The organism is Halomarina salina, from assembly GCF_023074835.1.
GTDB lineage: Archaea > Halobacteriota > Halobacteria > Halobacteriales > Haloarculaceae > Halomarina > Halomarina salina.
Genome location: NZ_JALLGW010000002.1, coordinates 494,230 through 506,009 on the forward strand (window position 1 = coordinate 494,230; position 11,780 = coordinate 506,009).

Below are 11,780 nucleotides of genomic sequence, written 5' to 3' on the forward strand. Positions count from 1 at the left end.
CTATATGACGCCCGTTACAGTCGCCGCCTCGATGGCGGCCTCCTCGCTGACGCCGTTCCCGAGGATGGTGTAGCGGTCGCGAATCTCGTGGGCGGTCGTCATCGCCTCGACGAAGTCCTCCGCGGAGTGGCCGAGTTCCTCCGCGTTCGTGGGGGCGCCGATGGCCGCGAGTGCGTCGTGGACGTTCTGCCAGCGGCCCATGTCCCCCGAGTGGAGGTACTCCGTGACGACGCTGGCGACGCCGACCTGGTGGCCGTGGAGCGCCGTTCCGGGCGCGATGCGGTCTAACTGGTGGCTGATGAGGTGTTCGGCACCGCTGGCGGGGCGAGAGGACCCGGCGATGGACATGGCGACGCCGGAGGAGACGAGGGCCTTGACGACGAGCCACGCCGACTCCTCCAGACCGGGGCGGATGGAGTCGGCGTTGTCGACGAGCATCTCGGCGGTCATCCGGGAGAGCGCGCCGGCGTACTCGCTGTACTCGACGTTCTTCAGGCGGTGGGCGAGCTCCCAGTCCTTGACCGCGGTGTAGTTCGAGATGATGTCCGCACAGCCGGCGGTCGTCAGTCGCCACGGCGCGTCGGCGATGATGCCCGTGTCCGCGACGACGACCAGCGGCGGTTCGGCGGCGACGGAGTGACGCGTGTCGCCCTCCGGGACGGAGCCGCGACCCGAGACGATGCCGTCGTGGCTCGCGGCCGTCGGGACGCTCACGAACCCCATGTCGAGTTCGTCGCTCGCCATCTTCGCGATGTCGATGACCTTCCCGCCGCCGACGCCGACGAGGAAGCTCGCCTCGCTGTCCTCCACTTCGTCCATGACGCGCTCTACCTCGGAGAAACTGGCCTCGTCGACCGTGACCACGGGTGCGCCGTCGAACTGCTCGGCGACGGACTCGGCGGCGAGCTCCTTCGGCGTCGGACTCGTGACGACGAGCGGCGTCCCTCCGAGGTGGAGTTCGCCGACCGCCGCCGCAGTCTCCGAGAGCACGCCGTGACCGACGACGACGTTGCGCGGGAGCCGAATCCACGCGCGTTTGTCGAACATACCTCAACTGGCCCGTCGCGCCGTATAACGGTTCGTACTGCCCAGCGGGCGACCCGGAGTCGTGCCGGTTGGCCACCCCGAAGACGAGGGTCACGCCTCGCGACGCTCGACCGAACCAGCCCCTCCATCGTCGGCACCGTCTCGCCGTCGCCGGTCGTCGTCGTCACGCCGGTGCGAGTCTGACTCATCGACGGGTCGGAGTCGTGGTGGCCTGCGTCGGCACCTCGACGCGGACCGAGAGCGTGTCGCCGGGTCTGACGGGGGCGTGCCAGCGCAGGTCGTCCATTCCGCGACCGCTGAGACTGGCGGTCTCGTTCATGTACCCCTCGACGAGCAGGCGCGCCGAGAGCGCTGCGGTGTGCCACCCGCTGGCGATGAGCCCGCCGTACATCGACTCGGCGGCCGCCTCCGGGTCGGTGTGGATGGGCTGCGGGTCGAACTGCTCAGCGAACGACAGCAGTTCCTCGCAACTCACGGTGACGCTGCCGCAGTCGCGGCTGTGCCCGACCTCGATGTCCTCGAAGTACAGTGTCACGGTAGACCACACCGGCCAGCGGCTGAAGACGCTTTCCCGACCTCAGAACGTGTCCAGTACGCCAAGCATCCGCTCTTCGGTCTCGCGGTCCGGACCGTTCTCGCGGCCCTCGCCGTCGGGGTGGGCGGCGACCGTCTCCGCGACGGACTCGGCGACGGCCGTCGGCTCCCAGCCCAGCGCTTCGAGTTTGTCGGTCGGGAGGACGTGCGGGTAGTCGAGGTACAGCGGGAACTCGTCGGGCGCGAGGTCGACGGCGTCGAGTTCCCGGTCGCCGACGCGGACGGTCTCCACGTCGCGGCCGACCGCCTCGGCGATGGCGTCTATCCACTCGGTCAACAGCGGGAGCGTGTGCGTCCCGACGTTGTACGCCTCGCCCGCCTCGCCCGCCTCGGCGATAACCCGCAGCGCGCTCGCGACGTCCTCGACGTAGACGAGGTGGCGCAGTTCGGAGTACGGGACGAGCAGCCGGTCGTGGTTCTTCACGCGGTCGATCCAGTAGTCGAAGCGGCGCGTGTAGTCGTGCGGACCGAACACGATGGGTGGGCGGATGGACATCGCCCGGACGCCCCGGTCGGCGGCGGCGAAGACGGCGCGGTCGCCCTCGGCCTTCCGCGGGCCGTAGGTCTCGTCCTCGTCGCTGGTCGCCTGGTCGGGCGTGCAGTCGTGGAGCGGCGTGTCGTCCTCGCGTTTCGGCGCTTCGTCGACGCCGTACGCCGCGCCCGAGGAGATGTAGACGTAGGCGTCGCAGTCGGCGAAGATCTGGGTCGCGGCGCGGACGTCCTTCGGGTAGTAGGCGACGCAGTCGACCACCACGTCGGGGTCGACCTCCATTTTGGCGCGTTCGAGCGCCGAGTCGGTCGTGCGGTCGCCCTCGACGTGGCGCACGTCGTCGTTCTCGGCGAACGGGTTCTCGTGGCTCCCCCGATTGAAGATGGTCACGTCGTAGCCGTGGTCGAGGAACTCCTCGACGGTGGGGCGGCCGATGAAGCGCGTGCCGCCGATGATGAGCACCGAGTCCATGCGTGGCGGTGCACCGGACGCGGGAAACGTGTAGCGATTCCGGGGGTCCAGACCGGCGGGAGACTCCCCACCTAGTCCGTCAGCGCGGCGATGACCTGCTCCTCGCGGTCGCGGCCGGGGTCGTACTCCTCGCCGGTCAGGCCACGCTCGCGGTGAGACCGTGCGGTCTCGCGGACCGCCGCCTCGGGCGGCGTCGAGTCCCAGCCTAACGCGTGGAGCTTCCCGGTCGCGGCGAGCGCCGGCGACGGCGTGTAGAGCGGGAAGTCGTCGGGTGCGAGGTCGCTGCGCGCGAGGTCGTGTTCGCTGGCGTGGACCACCTCGACGTCCGCGTCGAGCGCCTCGGCCGCCAGGTCGAGCGAGCGTTCGAGCGTCATCGCGTCGCGGTCGGCGACGTTCGTGAGAGCGAAGCTCTCACGAGCCAACCGGAACGCGGAGCGTTCCGGTGACGTTGTACGCCTCGCCCGGCTCCCCCTCCTCGGCGACGATGCGGAGCGCACGGGCCACGTCGCCGACGTACGCTCGGTGGAACAGGCCCCCGCCGTCCCCGGGCACGAGCACGCGGTCGTACTCCGCGACGCGGTCCACCCAGTAGGCGTAGCGCTCGGTGTAGTCGTGGGGGCCGTAGACGAGCATCGGCCGGACGGCCATCGCGTTCACGCCGTCGGCCGCGGCCTCGAAGACGGCGCGGTCGCCCTCGGCCTTCCGCGGGCCGTACGTCTCCATCGACTCGTCGTCTGCCTGCTCGTCGGTGCAGTCGTGCAGGGGCGTCTCGTCCTCGCGGAGCGGGACGTCCCCCGCTGCGTAGGCGCTGCCGCTGGAGACGTAGACGTAGGCGTCGCAGTCGGCGAACGCCTCGGTCGCCGCGCGGACCTGTCGCGGGTGGTACGCACAGAGGTCAATGACGACGTCCGGGTCGGCCGTCTCGCGGGCACGGTCGAGCGTCTCGCGGTCGTTCCGGTCGCCCTGGACGTTCGAGACGCGCTCCTCCTCGGCGAACGGGTCGTCGCTCTCGCCACGGGTGACGGTCGTCACGTCGTAGCCGCTGGCGAGCAGTTGCGCGACGGTGTGGCGGCCGATGAACCGCGTCCCGCCGACGGTGAGTGCGGTGGGCATGGACGGAGCGTGGCGGGGCGCGGAGAAAAGTGTGCGAGTCGTCGCGTCCGCGTCCCACCGACGACGGCCTACCGGTCGGCGAACTCGTCGTAGTCCATCTCGGTGAGGTCCGAGGCCGTCTGCTGGTCGACGGTCTCCGTCGCGCCGTCGAGCGCGTCGACGCCGTCCGTGAGCGCCGACGCACCCGCGTCGGCCCGTTCCGCCGCGCCCGCTTCGAGCAGTCGCTGGACGGCCGCCGGCGCGTACTCGGTGAGACCGAGCAGCGTCTCCGCCGAGACGACGTCGGTGCTGTCGAGGACGCCCGCACCGAGACCCGCCAGCAGACCGACGTACGGCAGCGCAGCCCCGAACGGGACGTACCGGCCGTACGTGCCGCCGTACTCGAACCCGCGTTTCCCGAAGCGGTAGGTCTCCTCGATGTCGACGGTCTGGACGAGACCGAGCGCCCGGACGCCGAACGCGCGCGCTGCCGGTCCGAGCTCGGCGGGGTCGGTCAGCAGACGGTCGGTCGGAATCGAGTACGACCGCGCCGTCGCGGCGAGGGTCGCCGGGTCCGGTGCCTCCTCGGGGAGTCGGGCGGGCACCTCGTCGGCCGCGCGGTTGCGAGCGGTCGTCGCGGCCGCCTTCGCCGCCGCGGCCGTCTCCGCCGCCGCGACCGACGCGTCGGCGGCACCCGCCGAGAGGGACTCCCGCGCCTCGGCGGCCCGGTCGCTCGCCGATTCCGTCACTCCCGAGAGCGAGTCTGGCAGTTCCATCACCAGTAGGTGTCGGACGCGAGGAATACGCTCCGTGCTTGCGCAGTCACCGGCGACGTCCCCGCCGGACGCCTCGACCGGGCTACAGCTCGACCGTCTCGCCGTCGTCGGGTATCGTCACCTGTTCGGCGTGGTCCGCCTCCGCGAGCGCGTCGGTCAGGTCGTCGCGGGTCAGCAGGCAGTGGTTGATGGCCTCCATGTGGACGGCGACGATGGGTGCGTCGGTATGGTCACACACCTCGGCGACGTCCTCTGCGGCCATCGTGATGGGCCTGCTCTCGGTGAACTGCGCCGCGCCCGCGTTGACGACGACGGCCGTCGGGTCGTGGTCGTCGAGGGTCGCCTCTACGGCGTCGTACCAGACGGTGTCGCCAGCGAGGTACACCCGCTCGTCGTCCGTACCGACGACGAACCCGCAGACGGGAGCCATCCGCTCGGCCCACTCGCCGTGGCCGTGCCGGGCGGGCGTCCGGGTGAGGGTGAGGCCGTCGAACGACGCCTCTTCTTCGACCACGCGCACGTCGTCGAACGTCTCCGCGAGGCTCGACTCGTCCTCCGGCTGGCAGAACACCGGCAGGTCGGCGTCGCCGAACCGCTCGCGGGCGGGGTCGTCGAGGTGGTCCTGGTGGAGGTGCGTGACGACCATCGCGTCGACGTCCTCGAACTCGCCGTCCCAGTCGGTGTCCGCGGGCAGGTCGACCAGCGGGTTCCGCCGGTCGTTCGACGACCCCTCGATAGGTGGGTTCGCACCCGCGTCGCTCAGCATCGGGTCCACGAGCAGTCGAGTGCCGTCGACGTCGAGAAGCAGTGTCGCGTGTCGGACGAGTGTGACCGAGGCCATGCTCTCGTCTCGCACGCCGGGAGGAAACCGGTTGTGACGGCGGCAGAGTGGACGAGTGGACGGGCGGACGGGCGGAGACGACGGCAGGGCTGTCGCCCGCTCGACCTTCAGTCGGACGCGCCGCTCAGTGCCTGCCGGTTCTCGCTGCCGGACGTCGCGGCGGCGGGCATCTCGCGGCGGACGTCGAACTCCTCGTTCTCCGCGACCACGTCCGCGTACGGGTCGGGGACGACCTTCACGAAGTCGGCGAGCGCGGCGTCCCAGTCCGCCAGCAGCTCCTCGGCGCGCGCCGAGTCGGTGTACGTGCGGTGGTTCTCCACCAGCCGGCGGAGCAGCTGTTCGTCGCGCTCGTCGAGCGACCGCTCGCAGGTGACCATCCCGGGGTTGACGTCGTCGGTGAAGGTCCCGTCGGGGTCGTAGACGTACGCCAGGCCGCCGGACATCCCGGCGGCGAAGTTCCGACCCGTCTCCCCGAGGACGGCGACGACGCCGCCGGTCATGTACTCACAGCCGTGGTCGCCGACGCCCTCTACGACCGCGGTCGCGCCGGAGTTCCGGACGGCGAACCGCTCGCCGGCGACGCCGTTGACGTACAGCGAGCCGTCGGTCGCTCCGTAGAGTGCGACGTTGCCGATGGCGACGCCCTCGGTCGGGTTGTACGCCGCGTCGTGGGGCGTCTCGACGACGATGCGGCCGCCCGAGAGCCCCTTCCCGACGTAGTCGTTCGCGGTACCGGTGAGGTGCAGCGAGAGGCCGCTGGCGAGGAACGCCCCGAAGCTCTGTCCCGCGACGCCGTGCAGGTCCACGTCGACGGTCCCGTCGGGCAGTCCCTCGGGACCGTGCTGCTTCGCGACGTGGTACGAGAGCGTCGACCCGACGGCGCGGTCGGTGTTCGCCACCTCGCGGTCGATGGTGACGTTCTCGGCCCGGTCGAGCGCGGGTCGCATCTGGGGGAGCAGGTCGTCGTCGAACCGCTCGTCCTCGAACTGCTCGGTCGTCTTGCGGCGCGGGCCCGAGGACTCGGCGAGCAGCGCCGAGCAGTCGAGCGCCGCGCGGTTGTCGACCTGCTGGTCCTCGCGCTGTTTCAGTAGGTCGACCCGGCCGACGAGTTCGTCGACGCTCCGCAGGCCGAGGTCCGCGAGGTACTGCCGGAGGTCCTCCGCGATGAACGTCATGTAGTTGACGACGTGGTCCGGGTGACCGGGGAACCGCGCCCGCAGTTCCTCGCGCTGGGTTGCGACGCCGACCGGACAGGTGTTGGCGTGGCACTTCCGGGCCATCACGCAGCCCGCGGTGACGAGCGACGCGGTTCCGAACACGTACTCCTCGGCCCCGAGTGCGGCGGCGACGGCCACGTCGCGACCGGTCTTCAGCCCGCCGTCCGTCGAGACGCGGATGCGGTCGCGCAGGCCGGTGTGCCGGAGCATCTGGTTCGCCTCGGCGACGCCGAGTTCCCACGGCAGGCCGGCGTGCTTGATGCTCGTCTTCGGCGACGCGCCGGTCCCCCCGGAGTGTCCCGAGATGTGAACCGAGTCCGCGCCGGCCTTCGCGACGCCCGCCGCGATGGTGCCGATGCCCGACCCGGCGACGAGTTTCACGTTGACGTCCGCCTCCGGGTTGATGGCCTTCAGGTCGAAGATGAGCTGTTTCAGGTCCTCGATGGAGTAGATGTCGTGGAGCGGCGGCGGCGAGATGAGGCCGACGCCCGGCGTCGAACACCGGACGTGGGCGATGTACTCGTTGACCTTCGAGCCCGGTAGCTGACCGCCCTCGCCGGGTTTCGACCCCTGGGCCATCTTGATCTGTATCTCCTCGGCGTTCGCGAGGTACGCCGCAGTGACGCCGAAGCGGCCGGAGGCGACCTGCTTCACGTTGCACTCGCGGGGCGTGTCGAACCGCTCGGGCGGTTCGCCGCCCTCGCCGGTGTTGGACTTCCCGCCGAGCCAGTTCATCGCGATGGCGTTCGTCTCGTGCATCTCCGGCGAGAGGCTGCCGAGGCTCATCGCGGCCGTCGAGAACCGCTGGACGATGTCCGCGACGGGTTCGACCTCCTCGACCGGAATCGGGTCGTTCTCGCCGTCGAACGCCAGTCGGCCGCGGAGCGTCCCGCGTTCCGCGTCGCGGTCGGCCAGGTCGGCGAACTCCGCGTACTGCTCCTCGTCGCCGTTCCGTACGGCCTGCTGGAGCGTGCCGACCGTCTCGGGGTTCCAGTCGTGGCGCATCCCCGTCTTGCGGTGGGCGAACTCGCCCTGCCGCTCCAGTTCCGGTTCGGTGACGGCCAGGTCGTGTCGTTCCCGGACCTGCTCCTCGACGTCCGTCAGGTCGAAGCCGCCCGTGCGAGCGGGCGTCCCCTCGAAGTACTCGGCGACGAAGCCGCCGTCGAGACCGACCGCCTCGAACGTCTGCGCGCCGCGGTAGCTCTCGACCGTCGAGATGCCGAGGCGGGCCATCGTCTTCATCAGGCCGTGTTCCAGCGCGTGGTGGTACGCCTCGACCGCCTCCTCGGGGTCCGCGCCGTCCGGCCCCGCGACGATGTCCTCGACCGTCTGGGCGGCGAGGTACGGGCAGACCGCGCCCGCCCCGTGACCGATGAGCGTCGCGAACTGGTGGACGGTGCGCACGTCGCCGGACTCGACGACGAGGCCGACGTGTTCGCGCGTCCCCTCCCGGACGAGGTGGTGGTGGACCGCGCTGGTCGCGAGCAGACTGGGAATCGCGACGCGGTCCGCCCCCACGGAGCGGTCCGAGAGCACGACGACGTCGGCGTCGTCGGTGGCGGCCGTCGCCCGCTCGCGGAGGTCCGCGACGGCCGTCTCCAGGTCGGTCCCGACGTCGAACGTCGTGTCGAGCACCTCGGTCGTGAGGTCACCGTCGAGTCCCTTCAGGTCGGCCAGTTCGGCGTCCGAGAGCACCGGCGAGTCGAGGACGACCTGCCGGGCGTGTTCGCGCGTCTCCGCCAGCAGGTTGCGCTGGTGGCCGAGCCGACACTCCAGCGAGGTGACGAGGTCCTCGCGGAGGTAGTCCAGCGGCGGGTTGGTGACCTGCGCGAACCCCTGTCGGAAGTGGCTCGCCAGCGGTCGGTCCTCGTTCTCCAGGCCGACGAGCGGCGTGTCGTCGCCCATCGACCCGACCGGGTCCTTCCCGTCGCGGGCCATCGGTTCGATCAGTTCGTCGAGTTCGTCCTGGCTGTAGCCGTGGAGCGTCTGGTGGGTGCGCAGGTCGTCGACGGGGTCGAGGCTCGTCACCGTCTCGCCCTCGGGGAGGTGGACCTGCTCGTCGCGGACCCACTCGCCGTAGCGGTCGTCGACGAGGTCCGCGAACGCCTCCTCGTCGGGGACGACGCGGCCCTCGTTCGGGTCGGCGAGGAACAGCTGTCCCGGCGAGAGACGGCCGCGCTCCTTCACCTCGCTGGCGGGGTAGTCGAGCGCGCCCACCTCGCTCGCGAGGACGAGTCGGTCGTTCTCCAGCACGTCGTAGCGACACGGGCGCAGACCGTTGCGGTCGAGCACCGCCCCGACCCGTTCGCCGTCCGTCGCGGCGACGAACGCCGGGCCGTCCCACGGCTCCATGATGGAGGCGTGGTAGTCGTACCAGTCCCGTCGGTCGCCGGTGACGCCGGTCTCCTCGTTGCGCCACGCCTCGGGGACGAGCATCCGCAGGGCGTGGGGGAGGTCGCGGCCGCCTTCGAGCAGGAGTTCGAGCGACGCGTCGAGACACGCCGTGTCCGACGCCTCGGGGTCGACGACGGGTCGGAGTTCGTCCACCTCGTCGTCGGAGAAGTCGGGGTGTTCGATGTTGGCCTCCCGCGCCCGCATCCAGTTGACGTTCCCCTGGAGCGTGTTGAACTCGCCGTTGTGGATGACCCGTCGATGGGGGTGCGCGAGGTGCCACTTCCCGAGGGTGTTCGTCGAGAAGCGGGCGTGGACCATCGCGAAGTTCGAGACGACCTGCTCGTCGCGCAGGTCGGGGTAGTAGCCGCGGAGTCCCTCCGCGGTGAGCATCCCCTTGTAGACGACGACCTGCCGGTCGAGCGAGCAGACGTAACAGCGTTCGGTGTCGAGCGAGGTGTCGTCGACCCGCCCCTCGAACGCGTTCCGGGCGACGTAGAGGCGGCGGTCGAACGCGGCGTCGTCCACCTCGTCGACGGCGGCGACCGCGGCCTGCCACACCGACGGTTCCGAGTTCAGCGCCGTCTCGCCGATACCCTCGTTCTCGGTCGGTACCTCGCGCCAGTCGACGACGGAGAGGCCGTGGGCCGCGACGCTCTCCTCGAACAGCGTCCGGGCGCGCGCTCGGTCCTCGTCGCTCTTCGGCAGGAACAGCGTGCCGACTGCGGACTGCTCGGGGAGTCCGCCGAACGCGTCGTCGAAGAACGCGCGCGGCGTCTGGAGCATGATGCCCGCCCCGTCGCCGGTGTCGTCGGCCGTCGCGCCGCGGTGTTCGAGATTCGTCAGCAGTTCGAGCGCGTCGGAGACGACGTCGTGAGAACTGCCCCCGCCCAGGTCCATCACGACGCCGACACCGCAGTTCGCCCGTTCGTCGTCCGGCGGAGCGAGGCCGCCGCCGCTCGCGACACTTCGTAGATTCCCAGTCATGTGACAACGTCTGTCACCTGCTACTGAAAAGGCTCTCCCTGAAGGTAATAGGACGTGAGTAAGAGATAATAGGTCCTTAAGATGAGCTTCCGTGATGGACTCTCCCCCGGAAGCCGGGAGTAGTCGGTCGCGGCGTCAGTAGGTCCTGGCGAAGTACGCCGTCGTCTCGCTGGGCTCCCCACAGACGCCGCAGGTGTCGTGGATGGGGGTCTCGTGTTCCTCGTCGTCCTCCATGGGGATGGCGACGATCTCCGCTGCTATCTGGTCCTTGATCTCCGTCTCGCACTCCTCCTTCCCGCACCACCCGGTCTTGACGTAGCCGCCGTGCTGGCCGATGGTCCCGAGGATCTCGGACCGGCCGTGGGCCTCGCGGACCTCCTCCTCCAGTCGCTCCTCGCTGGCGGCGTACAGTTTGGCGTGGACCGTGTCGAGCGCGTCCGTGACGGCGGTTTCGAGGTCGGCACGGTCGGCGACCTCGTTCTCGCCGTCGGGGCGGTGGACGAGCGTGACCTCCTCGTCGTCGACCTCGTTGGGGCCGACCTCGATGCGCAGGGGGACGCCCTTCAGCTCCCACTCGTTGAACTTGAAGCCGGGGTTGCGCTCGTCCCGGTCGTCGAGTTCGACGCTCAGCCCCGCCGCTTCGAGGTCCGCCGTCAGCTCTTCACAGTAGTCGAGCACCGCATCGCGGGTGTCCTCCTGCCAGATGGGGACGACGACGACCTGCTCGGGGGCGAGCGAGGGAGGCAGGACGAGACCCTGGTCGTCGGAGTGGCTCATGATGAGCGCCCCGAGCGCGCGCCACGACAGCCCCCACGAGGTGGTGTGGGCAAGCTGGTCCTCCTCGTCCTCGTCGGCGTAGGTGACGTCGTACGCCTCCGCGAACGAGGTGCCGAGGTAGTGGGAGGTGCCGCCCTGCACGGACTTCCCGTCGGGCATCAGCGCCTCGACGCTGGTGGTGGTGTCCGCGCCGGGGAACTTGTCGTGGGCGGGCTTCCGCCCGCGCAGGACGGAGAGCGCCAGCACCTCCTCGTAGAGGCGTTCGTACTGGTCGAGGCGGGTCATCGTCTCGTCCCAGGCACCCTCCTCGTCGCGGTGGGCGGTGTGGCCCTCCTGCCAGAGGAACTCCTTCGTGCGGAAGAACGGCTTCGTGTCCGTCGCCTCCCACCGAATCACCGAACACCACTGGTTCAGGCGCATGGGCAGGTCGCGGTGGCTCCGGACCCACTGGCTCATGAACGGCGTGATGATGGACTCGCTGGTGGGACGGACCGCCAGTCGCTCTTCGAGTTCCTCGTGGCCGCCGTGGGTCACCCACGCCACCTCGGGGTCGAACCCCTCGACGATGTCCTTCTCGGCTTCGAGGTAGCTCTCGGGGATGAGCATGGGGAAGTAGGCGTTCTGGACGCCCGTCTCCTTGAACCAGCCGTCGAGGTGGTTCTGGAGGCCCTCCCAGAGGGCGTAGCCGCGGGGTCGGGTCACGATGAACCCGCCCATCGGGGCGTAGTCCGCGAGGCCTGCTTTCTGTACCACTTCGGCGTACCACTCGCCGGTGCTGTGCTCCTTCGACTCGGTGATGCCGAGTTCCTGTGTCTCGTCGCTCATACGTACTGGTGATTTGCGGGTCGCTTAAACGCGGTGCGTTTCGTCGGGGGCGTGAGAAGGAGAGAGGTGGCTCAGGAGCCACCCGGCGGCGATTGGGTGAGCGTGGCGGTGGCTCGCATCGCGGCGAACCCGGTCCGACGCTCGGTCATACTCCAACGATAGCCGGACGACGTGATATAGTCGGCGAAGGTGTGAGTCGGTGTGGCGCGACGAGTCGACGCGTGATTCTGACGGCGTGTCCGTGCCTCGCAGCAACGGACACCCGGGGATTC

Annotated in this window: 7 protein-coding genes and 1 pseudogene; all 8 read right to left on the minus strand. The window is 70.1% G+C overall.

From position 1 onward, the window contains the following. Positions 1 to 1,047: an NAD(P)-dependent glycerol-1-phosphate dehydrogenase gene (locus MX571_RS18380; RefSeq protein WP_247419517.1), complete on the minus strand. Its 1,047-nt coding sequence runs from the start codon at positions 1,045 to 1,047 to the stop codon at positions 1 to 3. Positions 1,048 to 1,231: 184 nt separating this feature from the next. Next, positions 1,232 to 1,582 (minus strand): MaoC/PaaZ C-terminal domain-containing protein, encoded by a 351-nt coding sequence (locus MX571_RS18385; protein ID WP_247419520.1) that lies wholly within the window; start codon positions 1,580 to 1,582, stop codon positions 1,232 to 1,234. 42 nt (positions 1,583 to 1,624) lie between these two features. Then, entirely contained in the window at positions 1,625 to 2,602 is a 978-nt protein-coding gene (locus MX571_RS18390) for an NAD-dependent epimerase/dehydratase family protein (protein WP_247419532.1), read from the minus strand. A 71-nt stretch (positions 2,603 to 2,673) separates the two neighbouring features. After that, positions 2,674 to 3,715, minus strand: a pseudogene (locus MX571_RS18395) (NAD-dependent epimerase/dehydratase family protein). A 68-nt stretch (positions 3,716 to 3,783) separates the two neighbouring features. Next, complete coding sequence (locus tag MX571_RS18400; RefSeq protein ID WP_247419534.1) at positions 3,784 to 4,470, minus strand: hypothetical protein; 687 nt, start codon at positions 4,468 to 4,470, stop codon at positions 3,784 to 3,786. Between the two features lie 82 nt (positions 4,471 to 4,552). After that, a complete protein-coding gene (locus tag MX571_RS18405) occupies positions 4,553 to 5,326 on the minus strand; it encodes an MBL fold metallo-hydrolase (protein ID WP_379750522.1) in 774 nt (257 codons plus the stop codon). A gap of 92 nt (positions 5,327 to 5,418) precedes the next feature. Then, the gene (gltB, locus tag MX571_RS18410; RefSeq protein WP_247419540.1) at positions 5,419 to 9,906 is read right to left on the minus strand and encodes a glutamate synthase large subunit; all 4,488 of its coding nucleotides are present in this window, start codon (positions 9,904 to 9,906) and stop codon (positions 5,419 to 5,421) included. Positions 9,907 to 10,041: 135 nt separating this feature from the next. After that, positions 10,042 to 11,508 (minus strand): proline--tRNA ligase, encoded by a 1,467-nt coding sequence (gene proS, locus MX571_RS18415; RefSeq protein WP_247419543.1) that lies wholly within the window; start codon positions 11,506 to 11,508, stop codon positions 10,042 to 10,044. Positions 11,509 to 11,780: the final 272 nt, after the last annotated feature.

Excerpts from the sequence above, each read along its gene's own strand:
- MX571_RS18390 (WP_247419532.1), bottom strand. The coding sequence starts at position 2,602 with ATGGACTCGGTGCTCATCATCGGCGGCACGCGCTTCATCGGCCGCCCC.
- gltB (WP_247419540.1), bottom strand. The coding sequence starts at position 9,906 with ATGACTGGGAATCTACGAAGTGTCGCGAGCGGCGGCGGCCTCGCTCCG.
- proS (WP_247419543.1), bottom strand. The coding sequence starts at position 11,508 with ATGAGCGACGAGACACAGGAACTCGGCATCACCGAGTCGAAGGAGCAC.
- MX571_RS18380 (WP_247419517.1), bottom strand. The coding sequence starts at position 1,047 with ATGTTCGACAAACGCGCGTGGATTCGGCTCCCGCGCAACGTCGTCGTC.
- MX571_RS18400 (WP_247419534.1), bottom strand. The coding sequence starts at position 4,470 with ATGGAACTGCCAGACTCGCTCTCGGGAGTGACGGAATCGGCGAGCGAC.